General features: G+C 45.6%; 5 protein-coding genes. All 5 read left to right on the forward strand.

Annotated features, from left to right (window positions below; all coding sequences use genetic code 11):
* The first annotated feature begins 3 nt into the window (after positions 1 to 3).
* The 5 genes from NDI33_RS17490 to NDI33_RS17510 all read left to right on the forward strand — a co-directional run bounded on the left by NDI33_RS17490 (position 4) and on the right by NDI33_RS17510 (position 21,087).
* Complete coding sequence (locus NDI33_RS17490) at positions 4 to 4,782, forward strand: non-ribosomal peptide synthetase (RefSeq protein WP_190677441.1); 4,779 nt, start codon at positions 4 to 6, stop codon at positions 4,780 to 4,782.
* Positions 4,772 to 10,693, forward strand: a complete 5,922-nt coding sequence (locus tag NDI33_RS17495) for a non-ribosomal peptide synthetase (RefSeq protein ID WP_190677443.1) — start codon at positions 4,772 to 4,774, stop codon at positions 10,691 to 10,693. Before NDI33_RS17490 ends, NDI33_RS17495 begins: the two co-directional genes overlap by 11 nt.
* 130 nt (positions 10,694 to 10,823) lie before the next feature.
* On the forward strand, positions 10,824 to 11,873 hold the full coding sequence (locus tag NDI33_RS17500) for a TauD/TfdA family dioxygenase (protein WP_190677445.1): 1,050 nt from the start codon (positions 10,824 to 10,826) through the stop codon (positions 11,871 to 11,873).
* A 23-nt stretch (positions 11,874 to 11,896) separates the two neighbouring features.
* A complete protein-coding gene (locus tag NDI33_RS17505; RefSeq protein WP_190677447.1) occupies positions 11,897 to 15,394 on the forward strand; it encodes a non-ribosomal peptide synthetase in 3,498 nt (1,165 codons plus the stop codon).
* Positions 15,391 to 21,087, forward strand: coding sequence for a non-ribosomal peptide synthetase (locus tag NDI33_RS17510; protein WP_190677450.1), 5,697 nt, complete (start codon positions 15,391 to 15,393; stop codon positions 21,085 to 21,087). Before NDI33_RS17505 ends, NDI33_RS17510 begins: the two co-directional genes overlap by 4 nt.
* Positions 21,088 to 21,205: the final 118 nt, after the last annotated feature.

Here is a 21,205-nt window from a genome sequence, read left to right on the forward strand (position 1 = left end):
ACGATGACATTGCATTCTTCCTGGGACGCTACAACAGACATTCAAGAAGACGATATTTTCGTTCTTCCAACTTCTTTTGCACAATCGAGATTGTGGTTTCTGGATCAATTTGAACCAGGCAGTCCTTTCTACAACATTCCTGCCGCTGTCCGCCTTACAGGGAAGCTGAACATTGCTGCTTTAGAGCAAAGTCTCAAGGAAATGGTGCAACGCCATGAAGCTTTGCGGACGACGTTTGCGGTTGAAGATGGTCAGCCAGTGCAAGTTATCCGAGCCAGCTTAACTCTAAACTTGCCGATTGTAGATTTAACAGCGCTACCCATAACTGAGCGAGAAGCTGAGATTTTTGCAAGAGCAAATGCGGAAATCCAACAACCTTTTGACTTAACGCAAGTTCCTCTGTGGCGAGTCACGCTGCTACGAATGGATGAAGCAGATCATGTGCTGCTACTGACCATGCACCATATCATCTCGGATGGTTGGTCTTTGGGGGTATTTCTGCGAGAAATGGCAGCACTTTACGAAGCCTTTTCTAATAGCAACCCGTCACCGCTTCCGGAACTTCCAATTCAGTATGCAGACTTTGCCGTTTGGCAGCGCGACTGGCTTCAGGGGAAAGTTTTGGAAACTCAGCTCAATTACTGGAAACAACAGTTGAGCGGTTCTCTACCAGTGCTGCAACTGCCAAGCGATCGCCCTCGACCAGCCATTCAGTCTTACACGGGGAAAAAGCAATCTTTTGTCCTCTCCAAAACCCTGACAGCAGCGCTCAAATCGCTAAGTCAGCAAATGGGTGTGACTTTGTTTATGACACTGCTGGCGGCATTTCAGACGCTAGCACACCGCTATACAAACCAAGATGACCTGATTGTGGGGACTGCGATCGCTAATCGCAACCGAGCGGAAGTTGAGGGATTAATCGGGTTATTTGTCAATACCTTGGTGCTGCGAACAGATTTAAGTGGCAATCCCACTTTCAAAGAGTTACTAAATCGGGTTCGGGAAGTAACGTTAGGTGCTTATGCTCACCAGGATTTGCCCTTTGAAAAGCTAGTAGAAGAACTCCAACCAGAACGGGATTTGAGCCAAAATCCTCTATTTCAGGTGTGGTTTGCCTTGAACAACGCTCCCATGCCAGCGATGCAACTGGCGTCGGGACTAACTTTGAGTCCCTTGGAAGTGGATAGCGGGACGGCACAGTTCGATTTGAGCCTGGATATGGTCGAACGGGGAGAAGAATTGATTGGCTCGTTTGAGTACAATACTGACCTGTTTGACGCGACCACGATTACTCGCATGGTGGGGCATTTTCAAACCCTGCTGGAAGGTATTGTTGCTGATTGCGATCGCCCCCTATCACACTTGCCATTACTGACAGAAGCCGAACAGCATCAGTTGCTAGTTGACTGGAATGACACCCAAGCGAATTACCCTCAAAATCACTGTATTCATCAGCTATTTGAAGCACAGGTAGAGAAGACACCAGATGCTGTTGCCGTTGTATTTGAGAACCAACAACTAACTTATGCACAACTCAATGCTAAGGCGAATCAACTAGCGCATCACTTGCAAAAGCTAGGGGTAAAACCAGAAGTTTTGGTAGGCATCTGTGTAGAACGCTCCCTAGAAATGATTGTCGGAATTTTAGGCATTCTCAAAGCGGGTGGCGCTTATGTACCGCTAGACCCTGCCTATCCTTCAGAGCGCTTGGCTTTCATGTTGTCAGATACCCAAGTGCCTGTGTTGCTGACTCAAAATCGGTTGTTAAAGAGTCTGCCTCAACACGAAGCAAAAGTTGTGTGTCTAGATGCAGATTTGGAGGTAATTTCACAAAATAGTACCAAGAATCCACTTACCAAAGTGACTGCCGAGAACCTGGCATATATTATCTATACCTCCGGTTCTACTGGCAAAGCTAAAGGAGTGATGATTCAGCATAGCAGCCTGGTTAGTATCTATCTAGCTTGGGAAGAAACTTATCAACTTCGCGCTGCATCTAGCTGTCATCTTCAGATGGCGAATTTCTCCTTTGATGTATTTACAGGAGACTTCATTCGCGCCTTATGTTCTGGTGGGAAGTTGGTTCTGTGTCCCCGCGAATTCTTACTAGAGCCGCCAAAGCTTTATGAGTTGATGCTCCAGGAAAAAGTGAATTGTGCGGAATTTGTTCCGGCTGTTTTAAGGGGTTTAGTTCAATATGTAGAGGATAACAAAAAACGTCTCGATTTTATGCGGCTGCTAATTTGCGGCTCTGATAGTTGGTATGTACGAGAGTATGAAAAAAATCGCAAATTTTGTGGAAGTCAGACGCGACTGATTAACTCTTTTGGCTTGACAGAAGCCACGATTGATAGTTCTTATTTTGAAGGAACGGCTAATTTATCTAGTGAGCAGTTAGTACCAATTGGGCGTCCCTTTACCAACACTCAGCTTTACATCTTAGACTCCCATTTACAGCCACTACCTGTCGGCGTTCCTGGCGAGTTGTACGTTGGCGGTGCTGGCTTGGCGCGGGGTTATCTCAACCGTCCTGAGTTGACACAAGAGAAGTTTATTTCTAATCCTTTTAGAGTAAGAACCTCATCCCCTAGCCCTCTCTCCGCAAGCAGAGAGGGGGGGCAAGAAATCTGTAATGAGTCAGAGTCCCGTCTCTATAAAACTGGAGATTTGGCGCGGTTTCTGCCTGATGGGAATATTGAGTTTATTGGCAGAATTGACTATCAAGTAAAAATTCGCGGCTACCGGATTGAGCTAGGAGAAATTGAGGGGGTGTTAAGTCAACATCCTGCGGTGCGTGAGGCTGTGGTTTTAGCTGGCGAGAATGAACCTGGAAACCAACGCTTGATTGCTTATATAGTGAGGAATATTAGTAATGTTGAATTAGGGCAAACGCACAGATGCGCGTCCCTACAAGAGTCAGAATTAATTAAAGAATTGCGTAGTTTCTTGAAGGAAAAGCTACCGCATTATATGGTGCCATCGGCTTTTGTGGTGTTGGAGGCTTTACCGCTAACACCTAATGGCAAATTAGATAGGCGATCGCTTCCAGTTCTAGATCCCAGTTGTTCCCAAGTTGAAGCAGCTTACACCGCACCTCAAACCATAAGGGAAGAAGTTCTAGCGAGAGTTTGGTCGCAGGCTCTAGGAGTTGATAAAATTGGCATTCACGATAACTTCTTTGAGTTAGGTGGAGATTCTATTCTGAGTCTTCAGATAATTTCTAAAGCGCGTGATGCAGGACTTCAGATAAGTCCAAAACAAATTTTTCAATATCAAACAATCGCAGAGTTAGCGGCGGTAGCAGGGACGACGCAGACGACGATTGAAGCCGAACAAGGTATCGTCACTGGATCGGTACTTCTGACACCAATTCAGCAATGGTTCTTTGAACAAAATTTACTCGATGTTCACCACTGGAATCAGGCAGTTTTGCTGGAAACCCGGCAACGCCTGGATGTCAATCAGTTAAAAAAGGTGGTACAGGCATTACTGAAGCATCACGATTCCCTTCGATTACATTTTGTCAAGGATGCATCCGGTTGGCAACAGTTTTACGCTGATGTTGATGAAGTAATACCACTCATCAAACTTGATTTTTCTAACCTGCCAGAAAATCAGCAAAAGCAAGCGATTGAAGACACGGCTAATGAACTTCAAGCTAGCTTAAATTTATCTGAAGGGTCACTGATTCGAGTTGTTTTATTCCAGCTTGGCGACAATCAGCCGAACCGTTTGTTGATTGTCATCCATCACTTAGCAGTTGATGGTGTTTCCTGGCGAGTTCTACTTGAAGATTTACAGACAAGTTACGAACAAATCAGTCAAGGCAAATTCATTCAACTTCCAGCTAAAACAACTTCGTTTAAACAGTGGTCTGAACAACTACGAGAGTATGCAAATTCAGATGCATTAAAGCAAGAACTAAATCATTGGCTGACAGAATTGCAAAAACCGACTTATTGCTTACCCGTAGATGCTAATGGAATCAATACAATGGCTACGGTTCAAACCGTATCCGTTAGCTTGAGCCAAGAAGAAACTCAAGCTCTATTACAAGAAGTTCCCAAGGTTTATAACACCCAAATAAACGATGTGTTACTAACCGCTTTGGGACAAGCTTTTTCGCAATGGACAGGGATGGATTCGGTTCTCGTGGATCTAGAGGGACACGGACGAGAGACGTTCTCAGAATCAATCGATTTATCGCGCACTGTAGGCTGGTTTACTTCAGTCTTTCCTGTGCTGCTGAATGTAGGTAAAAATTGCAAACCCGGAGAAGCTTTAAAAGCAGTTAAAGAACAACTCCGCCGGATTCCCAATCGTGGCTTTGGCTATGGTGTGTTGCGCTACCTCAGCAGCGAAGAAGTCGCCTTGGCACTAAAAGCATTGCCTCAAGCGGAGGTAACTTTCAACTATCTTGGTCAATTCGACCAAAGTTTACCGCCATCCTCGCTATTTAAAATCGCCTCTGAATCTACTGGAAACCTTTACAGCCCACGGGGAAGCCGAGCCTATCTATTAGAAATTAATGGATTAGTTGCAGTCGGTCAACTGCGCCTGGAATGGAGTTTTAGCGAATCGGTACATCGCCGGGAAACAGTGCAGCGACTGGCTGAGAGATATATAGAGGCGTTGCGATCGCTTATTGCCCACTGTCAATCTCCAGAAGCAGGCGGCTACACTCCCTCAGACTTTATCGCCGCTAAAGCTAGTACCAGCGACTTTGACAAGTTGCTCGCCCAAATTAGTCAATCTGCCAAAGGCAGCCGCCATGAAAGTTGAAAATCTAGAAGACATTTACGAACTTTCACCGATGCAGCAGGGGTTGCTGTTTCATACGCTGTATGCCCCAAAATCTGCAATGTATTTCGAGCAGTATAGCTGGACGGTGCAAGGAGATTTTAATGCCTTGGCGTTTAAGCAAGCTTGGCAAAGCGTAATCGACAGACATCCGATTTTGCGAACTGCCTTCTTTTGGGAAGATTTGGAAAAGCCTTATCAAGTGGTATACCGCCAAGCTGAACTAATTTGGGAGGAACAAGATTGGCGGCATTCGCAGGAGTTGCAAGCAGAACGGTTAGAAATGTTTTTGCAGGCAGATCGCGATCGCGATTTCGACCTTTCCCAAGCCCCTCTGATGCGTCTCGCCTTGATTCGGTTAGCAAATGATACCTATCAAGTGGTTTGGAGCCATCACCACATCCTTTTAGATGGTTGGTCGGGTCCCCTGGTCTTTCAGGAAGTTTACGCCTTTTATCAAGCCTTCTGCCAAGGTCAAGAATTACACCTGGAACGCCCCCGTCCGTTCCGGGAATACATTACCTGGCTACAGCAGCAAGATTTGTCGAAAGCGGAAGCGTTCTGGAGAAAGACACTGCAAGGCTTTACCGCACCGACTCCTCTAGGACTAGACCGGATGCACAATCAGGCGAGTCTAGAAAACAACGAGAACGAGCAGCAAATGAAGCTATCGCAGGCTGTCAGCGCTGCTCTGGAAGCCTTAGCACGTCAGCATCGCTTAACGATTAACACCTTAGTGCAAGGAGCTTGGGCGATTCTGCTGAGTCGCTACAGTGGCGAACAGGATGTAATTTTTGGGGCGATTTCTTCTGGGCGTCCAACCGATTTAGTGGGGGTGGAATCGATTGTCGGGATGTTTGTCAACACCTTGCCAATGCGGGTAGATGTCAATCCCGAAGCCGAACTTTTGCCTTGGTTAAATCGTTTTCAAGCTCAACAAGCAGAAATGCGTCAGTACGAGTATAGCCCTCTCGTCAAAATTCAGGGATGGAGTGAAATTCCTGCCAACGTATCTTTCTTTGAGAGCATTGTCACCTTAGAAAACTATCCCGTTGAACCGGAACAATGGGAAGAAAATCAGAACCTAAAGATATACAATTTGCAGGTTTTTGAGAAGACAAACTATCCCCTAACGATCATGGCAGGAACGGGAACCCAGTTGTCGCTCAGAATTTTGTACGACGAGCGCCGTTTTGATGCCGCCACAATTACTCGGATGCTGGGGCATTTCCAAACATTGTTGGAAAGTATTGCAGCTAATCCTAATCAGCGTCTTGGCGACTTGCCAATTTTGACCGCCGCAGAACGGTATCAGTTGTTGTGGGACTGGAACAATATTCAGGCGCAGGATAATGTAGAGACACGATTAATCGCATCTATACAATCGATTCATCAGTTATTTGAACAACAGGTACAAAAGACACCTGATGCGGTTGCGGTAATTTTTGATAATCAACAGCTAACTTATACCGAACTCAATAGTCGAGCGAATCAATTAGCGCATCACCTGCAAAAACTTGGAGTGAAACCCGAAGTTCTCGTTGGCATTTGCATGGAACGCTCTTTGGAAATGGTGATTGGACTTTTGGGGATTCTCAAAGCAGGTGGTGCTTATGTACCGCTAGATCCCAAGTATCCCCAAGAACGCTTAGCGTTCATGTTAGAGGATACGCAAGCATCGGTATTGTTGACGCAACAGCAACTGATTGAGAGTCTTCCTAAACACAATGCGAAGGTTGTTTCTCTAGACTCTGACTGGGACATGATTGCTCAGTCAAACCCGGAAAATCCTGCCACTCAAGTAAGCGCAGATAACCTCGCCTACATCATTTATACTTCTGGTTCTACTGGCAAACCGAAAGGGGTTGCGATCGCACATTACAACACTGTGGCGCTAATTGATTGGGCGAAAACAGTGTTTACACCAGCGGATATGGCAGGGGTTTTGGCTTCTACTTCTATCTGCTTTGACTTGTCAGTATTTGAACTCTTTGTTCCCTTAAGCTGCGGTGGTACGGTCATTTTGGCTAAAAACGCCTTGTATTTGCCGATTTTACCAGCGGCGGAGCGAGTGACGTTAATTAATACCGTGCCCAGTGCGATCGCGTCCTTACTCCGAGATAACGCTATCCCCGCAACAGTCCGCACCGTGAATCTTGCTGGCGAACCCCTGCCAAATAACCTGGTGCAGCAACTCTATCAGCTAAACCACATCCAGCAGGTATTTAATCTCTACGGGCCTTCGGAAGATACTACCTATTCAACATACGCCTTAATCGAACGCGGTAGCCAAGGCACTCCGCCTATTGGTCGCCCGATTGCCAATACACAAGTCTATGTATTGGATAACTCTCTACAACCTGTCCCCATCGGCGTTGCTGGCGAACTCTATCTTGGCGGTGCAGGACTGGCGCGAGGTTATCTCAATCGTCCAGAACTGACAGCCGAAAAGTTTATTGCCAACCCATTTAATCAAAACCTAACCCCCCTGCCCCCTTCCCTACGAAGGAAGGGGGAGCCTGACGCCCCTGCCCTACTAGGGGATGGATTGGGGGAGAGGTTGCGCCTCTACAAAACAGGAGATTTAGTTCGTTATCTTCCTGACGGCAACCTAGAGTTTTTAGGTCGAATTGACCATCAAGTTAAAATTCGCGGCTTCCGGATTGAGCTAGGGGAAATTGAGGCGGCATTAGCGCAGCATCCAGTTGTTGAGCAACCCGTTGTTTTGGCTCAAGAGGACGATTTGAATTCGCCTCGCCTCGTTGCTTATTTGACAACCAAACAACTTCCTCAAGATTCAAGTGAATTGCCAAAAACACAATGGTATTCTGAGCAAGTATCGGAATGGGAAACCGTCTTTGAAAAGACTTACCACCAAAATTCCAATATTCAGGAAGATACCTTAAATATTAGTGGTTGGAATAGTAGCTATACAGGCTTACCAATTCCAGCCGAAGAAATGCGGATGTGGGTTGACCGCACTGTTGAGCAAATTCTCGCCCTAAAACCCTCCCGCGTCCTAGAAATTGGTTGTGGTTCGGGTCTACTCTTGTTTCCCATAGCACCTCATTGTTCTTATTACTTGGGCACCGATTTTTCTCAATCTGCACTGGATTATGTTCAACAGCAATTAACCACACAAAACCTGCCCCAGGTAACGCTAGATAGACGACTGGCAGATAACTTTGAGGGAATAGAAGCGGGTGCCTTCGACGCGGTGATTATTAACTCCGTGATTCAGTATTTCCCCAGCACTGACTATCTGTTGGGTGTGTTGGAAGGTGCTGTAAATGCTGTGAAGTCAGGTGGTTCTATCTTCATTGGGGATGTGCGTAGCTTGCCGTTATTAGAAGCTTTTCATGCTTCTGTAGAACTGCATCAAGCTCCTTCTAACCTTTCGATAGCTGAATTACGGCAGCGGATTCAAAAACGCTTGCAACAAGAGCAGGAACTAATTATCGCTCCGGAATTTTTCACAGTACTGAAGCAGAAGTTTTCCAAAATTAGTCACGTCCAAATTAAACCGAAACCAGGAAAATACCAGAATGAATTGACCAAATTTCGCTACGATGTAATTCTTAGAGTCGGCGCTGAAGTCGATTGTTTGCAAGATTTTTCTTGGCTAAATTGGCAGAAGCAAAATCCGACTCTTGGTATTCGTCAGTTACTGGAAGAAACCAACCCAGAGATTTTGGGAATCACGGGAATTCCTAATGCCCGTCTGGTATCTGAGATGAAAACTTTAGAATTGCTAGCTAAAAATGATGGAGGAGGAACTGTTGCCGACTTGCGGAATTTACTGCGAGAAAGCAATACGGAAGAGGGGATTGAACCTGAAGAGATTCTGGCTCTAGGTCAAGACTTATCTTACTGCATTCACCTTAATTATTCCGGCGACCGTTATGATGCAGTATTTGTGCATAAAAACTTGGCATCTCCAGACAAATTACCAGCATTCTTGGAAACAAGTGGCAAAGTAAAACCTTGGAGAAACTATGCGAATAATCCGCTGCAAGGGAAATTAACTCGTGAATTTGTTCCTCAATTGCGCGATTATTTGCAGGAGAAGCTGCCGGAATATATGGTACCTTCTAACTTTATTTTGCTAGAAGAATTTCCCCTAAATCAGAATGGTAAAATCGATAGGCGATCGCTCATTACTCTTAGCCAAATTCGCCCTGATCTGGAAAAAACTTTTGTTGCGCCGCGTACACCCCTTGAACAAGCAGTTGCCAATATTTATGCCCAAATTCTAAATCTACAGCAGGTAGGTTCCTCTGATAACTTCTTTGAATTAGGTGGTCACTCACTACTCGCTATGCAAGTAACTTCCCGGCTGCGGGAAACTTTCCAAGTCGAATTACCGCTACGGACTTTATTTGAGTCACCAACTGTTGCGGAATTAGCTGAAGTAATTGCCTCAACTCAGCAAGCAAAACAAATAGATTCTAGTTCCATTCCGCGTGCTTCCCGCAATCAGCCACTACCGCTATCTTTTGCTCAACAAAGACTGTGGTTTCTCGATAACCTAGAACCCGGTTCGCCTGACTATAATATTCCTGCACCAGTTCGCCTGGTAGGGCAATTAGACGTTGCGGCGCTAGAGCAAAGCTTTAACGAAATTGTGCGGCGACACGAAATATTACGCACCCGTTTTGTGATGGAAGGGCAACCAATTCAAGAAATTGCTCCTGCTATGAAAGTGACATTTCCTGTTATCGACTTGCAAGCTTTTCCAGAGGCGGATCGAGAAGGGAAAATTCAACAACTAATTGCCCAAGAAGCATTAAAACCCTTCGATTTAACTCAAGCACCGCTGTTTCGGATTCAACTGCTGCAACTCGGTGAGGAAGAACATATTTTAGTTCTCATCCTGCACCATATCATCTTTGATTTGTGGTCAATTGGAGTGATGTTGCAAGAAGTGACTGAACTCTACAAAGCGTTTACGACTGGGAAAATTTCTTTGCTGCCTGAATTACCGATTCAATACGCCGATTTTGCGGTTTGGCAGCGGCAATATCTCGAGGGAGAGGTGCTGGAAAAACATTTAAGTTATTGGAAACAGCAGTTAGGCGGCAATTTACCAGTTTTAGAACTACCGAGCGATCGCTCTAGATCCGCCGTTCAGTCAAATCGAGGTGCCATCCATTATTTGGCTTTCCCCAAAGATTTGAGCGATGCAATTCAAGCTTTCAGTCAGCGGGAAGGAGCTACCTTATTTATGACGCTTTCGGCGGCGTTTAAAACCTTGCTCTATGCCTACACGGGACAGCAAGATATCCTCATCGGCTCCCCGATTGCCAATCGCGATCGCGTTGAACTAGAGCCACTAATCGGATTTTTTGTCAACACTTTAGTTCTTCGCACTGATTTATCTGGAAATCCCAGTTTTCGAGAATTATTAGCACGGGTGCGCAAAGTCACTTTAGGCGCTTATGCTCACCAAGATTTGCCTTTTGAGAAGTTAGTAGAAGCGCTACAACCCAACCGCAAACAAAGTGAATTTCCCTTATTTAAAGTCTGGTTTGCGCTGGAAAATGCCCCCATCCCAGACGTAAAACTTCCAGATTTAACCCTGGGTCCAGTTGAGTTTTACAGCGGTATCGCGCGATACGACTTAAGGCTGGGTTTAACGGAGACACCCACAGGTTTGAAAGGCTCATTCGAGTACAAAGCCGAGTTATTTGATGCTGCAACGATTGCTCGAATCGTCGGACATTTAGAAGCTATTGTGCGCCAAGTTGTAGCACAACCAGAGATTAAATTAGAACAACTTGCAGCAATAATTACGCAAGCCGAACAACAACAGCAAATCGCTCAAGAAAAAGAACTCGCACAAACTAGCCTGCAAAAGTTAAAGCAAGTTAAACGCAAGGCACTGCATGGATAGAACCTTATTCACCCAGCCCCTTTCCCTTGCAGGGAAAGGGGAGCCGGAAGCCCCTCTCCCAGGAGGAGAGGGGTTGGGAAGAGGTTATTAAGGGAGTTACACAATTTCTCGCAAGAAACTAAATAGGACAATGAACATCCCAAAATCGCCCAAACTCAGCCTTAAAAAAATAGGGACTGCCCAGAGAAAATCAATTACTGTCTCTGAAGGTGAATTGATTCAAGTAGCGCCCCTGCAACCTAACCAACCTTTACCGCTCGTTATCGAACCAATAGTAGACGGTTTGGATTTAATTAGTTGGACGCGAAATAATCGTTTATTTATTGAAACTCAACTTGCCAATTCTGGGGGAATACTCTTCCGCAACTTCAAAATTAATGGCATTGAAGTATTTGAACAGTTTGTTAAAGCCAGTTCTGATGGTAAACTTTTACCGTATCAAGAGGGTTCATCACCGCGGACTCTGGTGAAGGACAATGTTTATACTTCCACAGACTATCCAGCCGACCAAACTATCTTTCTTCATAGCGAACTTTCCTACGCCAATACCTGGCCTTTAAAAGTTTATTTCCATTGCGTAAAGCCTGCGGAACAAGGTGGAGAAACGCCAATAGCGGATATTCGGAAAGTATGCGATCGCATTCCTGTCCAGATACGCGATCGCTTTCTGCAAAAACAAGTGATGTATGTTCGCAACTTTAGCGGTGGACTCGGACTTCCCTGGCAAAAAGCGTTTCAAACTTCAGATAAAACCGTTGTCGAAGCATACTGTCATGAGAACGGTATTGAGATGGAGTGGAAAGAAGGCGACAAGCTGCGAACTCGCCAAATTCGTCCGGCGGTAGTTAACCACCCGAAAACTGGCGAAACAGTTTGGTTTAATCATGCAGCTTTCTTTCACGTATCAACTCTAGAACCAAAAGTTCGTCAAGCATTGTTAGCATTTTCGGAAATTGAGCTTCCCTACAACACTTATTACGGAGATGGTTCCCCCATTGAACCGGAAGCTTTGGAGGAAATTCGCTCTGCTTATCGCCAAGAAACGGTGATGTTTCCTTGGCAAGCAGGAGATATTCTGATGCTTGACAATATGTTAACGGCTCATGGAAGAACACCCTTCATTGGTTCGCGCAAAGTTGTTGTAGGTATGGCTGAACCTTTTAGCAGCAAACATATTTAATACAGCATAGGTGAGTTTTGAAAATGGATAATAAAGTTCTAGAAATGCAAAATGGAACCATTCAAGGCTTCCAAATCTCTCCGCAACAAAAGCGCCTATGGGGTTTGCAACAACTTGATTCGCTTCAAGCTTATCAAGCGAAGTGCTATCTTTCAATTGAAGGCGTTCTTAATGTAGAGATGTTGAAAGCATCCTTGCAAAAAATTGTTAATCGACATGAAATCCTTCGCACCCATTTTCGCTGTCTACCTGGAATGACGATTCCCTTACAAGTTATTTCAGATAGCAGCCCTATTAACTGGCAATCTATTGATTTGAGTTCTAGCAATATCCAAGAGCAAAAAAAACAACTGGAAGCGCTTTTTAACAAAATAAGTAATGAACACTGCAATTTTGAGCAAGATTCGCTATTACACCTATCCTTAATTACTCTGTCCGAGCAGAAGCATATTTTGCTGATTAATTTACCGGGTCTTTGTGCCGATGCTGCAACTTTACAGCATTTAGCAAAAGAAATTAGCCGGACATACGCTGCTTGCTGTCTCGGTACGGAACTCGACGATGAAATAATGCAGTATGCAGATATCTCCGAATGGCAGAATGAATTGCTAGAAGGAGAAGACACGGAAGCGGGACGAAACTATTGGGGAAAACAAGACTTTTTTGCACGGTTAAATATCGAGCTACCGTTTGAAAAGTTAGTTTCAGAACCAGCAAATTTTCAACCGCAATTTATTACAAAGACAATCAATCCCGACCGATTAGCCGAAATAACAGCATTCGTGAGTAAGAATGGAACTGTGTCGTCATTTCTTCTGACTTGCTGGACAATTTTGCTTTGGCGGCTCACCAAATCTGGCTGTTTGGTAATTGGGACAGCTTTCGATGGTCGAAAATACGAGGAATTGGAATCAGCGCTGGGATTGTTTGCCAAATATTTACCGATTCAAAGCCATTTAGAACCAAAGCTTTCATTTGTTGACTTACTGCAAAAAGTTCATCAGGCGCAGCAAGAAGTTTACCAATGGCAAGAATACTTTAGCTGGGATTTGAATGCCTCGGCTGATTCATCCTTTTTTCCAGTTTGTTTTGAATTTAATCAGTCACTTGCTAAGTGTTCTGCTGCTGGTGTTACCTTTTCAATTGAACGGCTTTACACCTGTATTGACCGCTTCAAAATCAAACTGGCTGGCGTTGAGCGGGATGACTCTTTGAGTATCGAGTTCCACTACGACGCAAACTTATTTGATGAAGCGGATATTCAGCGATTAGCTGAAAACTTTAGCACTTTAGTTGATAGTATCCTCGAAACTCCAGATGTTGCGATTAGTGAGTTAGGTATTCTCAGCAACGTAGAACGCCAGCAACTTCTAATTGAGTTTAACAATACCAAGATTGATTTTCCTCAATTTCAGGGAATACATCAACGATTTGAGCAACAGGTTGAAAAAACGCCGGACGCGATCGCGCTCGTTTACGAAGGCGAACAACTCACTTATCAACAGTTAAATCAACGCGCAAACCAACTCGCTCATTCCTTGCGAAAGCTGGGTGTTGCACCAGAAGTTTTAGTCGGTCTTTATCTAGAACGCTCCCTAGAGATGGTTGTTGGACTGTTGGGAGTGCTGAAGGCTGGGGGAGCTTATATCCCCCTAGATCTCACCTTGCCATCGGATCGTCTAGCGTTCATCCTGCAAGATACTCAGGCAAAGGTGTTGTTAACGCAACAACAGTTAGTCAAAAACCTTCCCGACTCGACAGCTACCGTTTTCTGCTTAGATTCCGAGTCGCAAATGCAACAAGAGAGCGATTGCGCTACCGCGCAGCCTTCGGATCGCAACTTAGAATCAGTTGCAACAGTCGAAAATCTTGCCTATGTAATTTACACCTCTGGCTCTACGGGAACACCCAAAGGTGTTGCGATTGAACATCGGCAAATTCTTAACTATCTCAATGGCATTTTGGAAAGATTGGATCTTCCCGATGGTGCCAGTTTCGCAATGGTTTCTACCTTTGCTGCGGACTTGGGAAATACAGTCTTATTTTCCTCTTTGTGTACGGGAGGATGTCTGCATATCATCTCCCAAGATCGCGCTGCGGATGCTGAAGCGCTATCGCAATATTTTCAACAGCATCCAGTTGATTGCCTTAAAGTCGTTCCTTCTCATTTATCGGCTTTACTGTCATCCTCTCAACCAAAATTTCTTTTGCCTCGTCAGCGATTAGTTTTGGGTGGAGAAGCATCTAATTGGGGTTTGATTGAGAAAATCCAGAACTTAGCTCCATCATGCCGCATTCTCAATCACTACGGGCCAACAGAAACAACGGTTGGAGTTCTTACCTATCAGGTGGAGAGTGGGAACGTAGCTAATGTTTCAAAGACAGTTCCACTCGGTCGTCCTTTAGCAAATACCCAAATTTATATCCTAGATAATCATCTCCAGCCTGTGCCTATTGGTGTATCTGGCGAGATTTACATTGGTGGAGAGAGTTTAGCGCGAGGCTATTTAAATCAGCCGGAACTAACCGCCAAAAGATTCATTTCCCACCCATTTTTCAATAATTCAGCAGTCATATCAAGTTCCCTTCATGAACCAGCATTCCCTCTGAACCCCACCCCGCCACAGCCTACGGCTCCGGCTCCCCTCCCCGCCTGCGGGGAGGGGTTGGGGGTGGGGTGCTTTCCTGATGCGGTAAACGGATTTGATATCAAAAGTCAGGAGTCAGAAGAAAACTCAAAACTCAAAACTCAAAACTCAAAACTTTATAAAACTGGAGACTTGGCTCGCTATTTACCGGATGGAAACATTGAGTTTCTAGGCCGAATTGACCATCAGGTAAAAATCCGGGGATTCCGTATCGAACTGGGAGAAATTGAGGCGGTGCTAAAGCAGCATCCAGGCGTAGAACAGGCTGTAGTTGTAGTTCGGGAGGATGTGTCTGGGGACAAGCGTTTAGTTGCTTATTCGGTTTTCAGTCAGCAGCAGGGAAGTAGAGAAGAATCTACTCAATCAAATCTAATGGGTGACTTACGTTCTTTTGTAAAGGCGAAGTTGCCGGAATACATGATACCTTCTGCTTTTGTGATTTTAAAGACTCTGCCTTTAACGGCTAACGGGAAAGTGGATCGAAAAAAACTGCCAGCACCTGAGCAAATTCGCCCAGAGTTAGCAGGAACGTTTGTTGCTCCCCGCACCAATGTTGAGGAGGTAATAGCTGGAATTTGGGCTGAAGCGATTGGGATTGAACAAGTGGGTATTTACGACAATTTTTTCGAGCTAGGAGGACATTCGCTGCTAGCAACTCAGGTGATTTCCCGATTACGTGACGCCTTTAATGTGGAGTTTCCCTTGCGGCAGTTTTTCGACTCTCCCACTGTCGCGGATTTAGCAGTCGCGATCGCGCAAAAACTCGCTGAACAGACCGATGAGGAAATGATGGCTCAGATGTTAGCAGAGCTAGATGAAATATCGGAGGAAGAAGTTCGAGAAGTTTTGGCTAAGGAAGGAGTAGGCAAATGAGTAATTTAAGCGAAGCGAAGCGCGACGACTTCGTCGTTCGCATCGCCGGACTTTCTCCAGAAAAACGCGAATTGCTGCTAAAACGGCTGAATCAGAAAAAAGAGCCGATTGCACCAACCCAAATACCACGCCAAAACCGGGAATCTAACTCGTTTCCCTTGTCATTTGCCCAACAGCGGTTGTGGTTTTTTGACCAATTAGAGCCAGGAAATACCAGCTATAACATCCCTGCGGCTGTGCGGGTTGAGGGAACGCTGGATGCGATCGCTCTGGAACAAAGTCTCAACGCAATTATCGAGCGTCACGAAGTCCTACGGACTGCCTTCACGACAGTAAATGGGCAACCTGTTCAAGTCATTACCCCTGATTTAAAATTAACGCTTCCAGTCATCGATTTGCGGGAACTTCCCAACACGGAACGAGAGCAAGCAGTAAGGCAATTCGCCATCGCAGAAGCGCAAAAACCCTTTGACCTCACACAGGCACCTTTGCTACGAGTTAGCCTGCTGTATCTGAGCGAATTCGAGTACGTGGTGTTATTTACGATGCACCACATTGTTTCAGATGGGTGGTCAATGGGGATATTTATTCAAGAGTTAGTCACCTTTTATAAAGCTTTCTCTAGTAGCAAATTTTCACCCCTTCCTGAATTAAGTATTCAATATGCAGACTTTGCAGTTTGGCAGCGACAGTGGCTACAAGGAGAAGTTTTAGAGTCTCAAATTGCTTATTGGAAAAAGCAATTGGGGGGCAATCTTCCTGTACTGGACTTGCCGACAAACAGACCGCGACCTGCGGTGCAAACCTTCCAAGGTGCAGAGGAAAAATTTGTTTTGTCCAAGGCGCTGACTGAGGCACTGACTAAAGTAGGTCAGCAGCAAGGAGCAACTTTATTCATTGTTTTGCTGGCGGCGTTCAAAACATTGCTTTATCGCTACACCGGACAGGAGGATATTTTAGTTGGTTCGCCAATTGCCAACCGCAACCGCGCCGAACTGGAAGGGATTATTGGCTTTTTTGCGAATACTTTAGTTCTGCGTACCGACTTAGCGAATAATCCTACTTTTAAGGAGTTGGTAGGACGGGTGCGCGAGGTGGCGCTGGGAGCATACAGCCACCAGGATTTGCCCTTCGAGAAGCTGGTAGAAGTGTTGCAGCCGGATCGGGATTTGAGCCGTAACCCACTGTTTCAAGTGTTATTTTCTCTGCGTAACGTGCCGACACAAACTTTAGAATTGCCGGGAGTTACGCTCAGTCTTGAAGAGATGGAGAGCCAAACGGCGAGATTCGATTTGGTACTCAACTTATCTCAGGAACCAGAAGGTCTTACAGGAGTATTTGAGTACAACAAAGACTTGTTTGATGCCAGCACCGTACAGCGGATGGCAGGACATTTTCAAACGTTGTTAGAAAGTATTGTTGCCAATAGCGATCGCTCTATCTCCACTTTGCCATTTTTAACGCAACCCGAACGGCATCAGTTGTTAGTGGAGTGGAACAATACTCACACGAACGACTCGACGGATCGCTGTCTGCACCAGTTGTTTGAAGAACAAGTGGAACGAACACCAGACGCGATCGCCATTATTTTTGAAAACCAGCAACTCACCTATGCCGAACTCAATGCCAAGGCAAATCAACTAGCGCATCATCTACAAAAACTCGGCGTGAAGCCAGAAGTTTTAGTGGGAATTTGTGTAGAACGTTCCCTAGAAATGGTCGTGGGATTGCTGGGCATTCTCAAAGCAGGGGGAGCCTATCTACCCCTAGACCCAGCCTATCCCCCAGAGCGTCTTGCTTTCATGTTAGACGATGCTCAAGTTTCGGTGTTATTAACCCAAAAGCGGCTGTTAAATACCCTACCGTCACATAATGCCGAGGTTGTATGCTTGGACGATTGGGAAAGTCTACAAATCGGCACTCCAAATTCAGTTAAAAATCCTTCCAACTTAGCTTATGTTATCTACACTTCCGGCTCAACCGGACGACCCAAAGGCGTACAAATTTCCCACGCCTGTGTAGTCAATTTTCTAATTTCTATGCGCCAGAAATTAGGAATAACCCAGCAAGATAATTTCCTAGCTGTCACGTCCTTATCTTTTGATATTGCGGCGCTGGAAATATTCCTCCCCATAACTGTAGGATCTCGCGTTGTTGTAGCCACCCGTGAAATCGCATCTGACGGGGCACAGTTGTTAACAACATTGACCGATTCTGGGGCGACCATCATGCAAGCAACACCTGCAACTTGGCGAATGCTTTTGGCAGCAGGATGGCAGGGGAACAAGAACTTGAAAATCCTCTGTGGTGGCGAAGCTTTACCGCGACAACTCGCCGCTCAATTGCTAGTGCGGGGCGAGCGCTTGTGGAACTTGTACGGCCCTACCGAAACCACGATTTGGTCTACTATTCATCCAGTTGAAAGTAGCGACGCTTGCGTTTCCATCGGGCGTCCCATTGCCAACACGCAAGTTTACATACTCGATACCCATCTACAGCCTGTCCCAGTGGGTGTTACGGGTGAACTGTATATCGGCGGCAAAGGTTTATCCAGAGGCTACCTAAATCGACCTGAACTGACAGCCGAGAAGTTCATTCCCAATCCATTTTTAGAGAAGTCAGAAAAGTCTGAATTACTGTACAAAACTGGAGATTTAGCGAGATATCTGCCGAATGGTGAATTGGAATATTTGGGACGCATTGATCACCAAGTTAAAGTGCGGGGCTTCCGGATTGAACTGGGGGAAATTGAAGCGGTACTCAGCCAACATCCAGCAGTGCAGCAAGCGGTGGTAATCGCTAGAGAGGCTAATAGCGATAAGAATTTAGTTGCTTATGTCGTACCGAAGTCAGCGGAAGCTGCAAAGACACCCGTACAACTGCGTTCCTTCCTTAAGGAGAAGCTACCTAATTACATGGTGCCTTCTAGCTTTGTACTGCTAGAGGCAATTCCTCTAACACCCAACGGAAAAATTGACCGTCGCGCATTGCCAGAACCCGACACCGCTAGACCAGAGTTAGAAAGCGCCTATATCGCCCCCCGCACCGCCATTGAGGAAGTTGTCGCAGGGATTTGGACTCAAGTTCTCGGTTTAGAGCAAGTCGGTATGCGCGATCGCTTCTTTGACTTAGGCGGACACTCGCTGCTGGCAACTCAGGTAATTTCTCGCCTCCGGGAAGCCTTTCAAGTTGAAATTCCCCTGCGTTTCCTGTTTGAGTCGCCTACAGTCGCTGGTTTGGCAGAACGTATCGAAACAGCTTGTCGCGCCCAAGAAAATCTTCAAATTCCGCCTCTGGTGCCAGTTGGGCGGGAGGAAAAACTGCCCCTTTCCTTTGCTCAACAGCGATTGTGGTTCCTCGACCAATTAAATCCAGGCGATTCTGCCTATAACATTTCGGCAGCAGTGCGTCTGGTCGGTGCGCTCAATATCGTAGCGCTAGAGCAAAGCTTTCAGGCGATTATCCAGCGTCACGAAGCTTTAAGGACAATCTTTGCGACAGACGCAGGACAACCCATTCAGGTAATTATCCCCTCTGCGACTTTCAAACTGCCAGTAATAGACCTGCGATTGCCACCATCCGAACGAGACGCTGAGGTGCTGCGACTTGCCACGGAGGAAGCGCAACGACCTTTTGACCTCACTCAATTGCCGTTGCTGCGCGTCACTTTATTACAACTGGATGAGGCAGAAAATGCGGTACTGCTGACCCTGCACCACATCATTGCTGATGGCTGGTCGATGGGGGTACTGATTCGGGAAGTGGCGGCACTCTACGAAGCCTTTTGTGCCGGGAAACCCTCGCCACTGCCCGAATTGCCCATACAGTACGCAGACTATGCAGTTTGGCAAAGACAATGGCTGCAAGGGGAAGTTTTGGAAGCCAAACTTGATTACTGGAAGCAGCAGTTAGGTCACAATCCGCCCCAGATTAAACTACCCACCAAACAACCGGCTGCTTCTACTTTTCAAGCTGGCATTCAATCCTTTGAGCTATCTCCAAAGCTGTCTGGGGCACTAAATGTACTCAGCCGCCAAGAAGGTGTAACTCTCTTCATGACGCTGCTGGCAGCCTTTCAGACACTGCTGCACCGCTACACCAGTCAGGATGACATCATTGTTGGCACCGATGTCGCCAATCGCACTCAAGTTGAAACTGAATCGTTGATTGGTTTCTTTGTCAACATTTTGGTCTTACGCACCGATCTGCGTGGCAACCCCAGTTTCCGCGAATTGCTGAAGCGAGTGCGCGACATTACTTTAAAAGCTTATGTCCATCAAGACTTGCCTTTTGAGAAGTTGGTTGAGGAACTGCGTCCTGAAAGGAATTTGAGCCGCACTCCCCTGTTTCAAGTGTTGTTCGTGATGCAAAATACACCCGTACCTACTTTAGAACTTTCGGGTTTAACTTTAACCCCAATCGAAGTAGAGGGCGGGACAGCGAAATTTGATTTAGTGCTATTCGTGTCAGAAACAGAGGATGGCATTGTTGGCAGTTGGAAGTACAACGCTGATTTATTTGATGCGGATGCGATCGCGCGCCTATCCGCCCATTTTGAAACCCTCCTTAACAGCATCGTCGCCCAGCCGGATACGCGCCTCAATCGTTTAGAAATTCTCACCGAAGCTGAAAAGAAACAAAAAGCCATGCAAGAAGTCAAACGCGAAAAAAGTAACTTCAGTAAGTTCAAAAACATCAAACCCAAAGCGGTAACTCTGCCCAAAGGCGAATTAGTCAAAACCGAATATTTACAACCGGGTGAAACATTCCCCTTAATTCTCAAACCTGCGGTAAACGAGGTTGATATCGTTGACTGGGCAAAAAATAACCAAGAATTAATTCAAACCAAGTTATTACAACATGGAGCAATTCTATTCCGAGGCTTTAACGAACCTTTAGTGTCTATTTTTGAGCAATTTGCCCAAGCCATTTGTCCCCAGTTATTCGGGGAATACGGAGACTTACCCCGCGAAGGAGTTAGCGGACAAGTTTACGGTTCGACTCCTTATCCTGCGGATAAATCTATCTTGTTTCATAACGAGAGTTCGCATTTACACTGTTGGCCTTTAAAAATTTGGTTTTTCTGCGTCAAAGCTGCACAGCAAGGCGGAGAAACTCCCATTATCGACTGTCGCAAAGTTTACCATTTACTCGATTCCGAACTTAAAGAAAGATTTGCCCAAAAGCAAATTATGTACGTCCGCAACTATACAGATGGATTAGATGTTAGCTGGCAAGAGTTTTTTAGAACGACCGATAAAAGTGTGGTAGAAGATTATTGCCGGAAAGCTGCAATTGAGTTTGAGTGGAAAGAAGACAATGGTTTGAGAACCCGCCAGATTCGTCCGGCGATATCGAAACATCCCAAAACGGGAGAAACAGTATTTTTTAATCAACTTTTCTTGCACCATGTCTCCTGCTTAGATCCAGCAGTCCGCGCCTCTTTATTATCTGTATTTGGAGAGGAAAACTTGCCCCGGAATGTCTATTACGGAGATGGCACTCCTATTGAAGATTCTGTAATAGCCGAACTTCAAGAAGTTTATCGACAGGCATCTATTAGTTTTCCTTGGCAGGAAGGAGACATCTTAATGTTGGACAATATGTTGGCTGCACACAGCCGTAACCCATTTGTAGGTTCGCGGAAGATTGTGGTTGCTATGGGAGAAATGATGACTGGCGAAGAGATTTAAAGGAAGGTTTTTAAACGCAAAGAAGTGCCAAGGAAACCGCAAAGGGATTTAGCATTTTTCGCCTTAAACTTTAAATAAGTTTTTTTTGAGAAATCCGAACAATTATCTGCGGTTTCCT

This window comes from Trichocoleus sp. DQ-A1 (assembly GCF_039961955.1).
In the GTDB taxonomy this organism is placed as follows: Bacteria; Cyanobacteriota; Cyanobacteriia; order Cyanobacteriales; family FACHB-T130; genus FACHB-T130.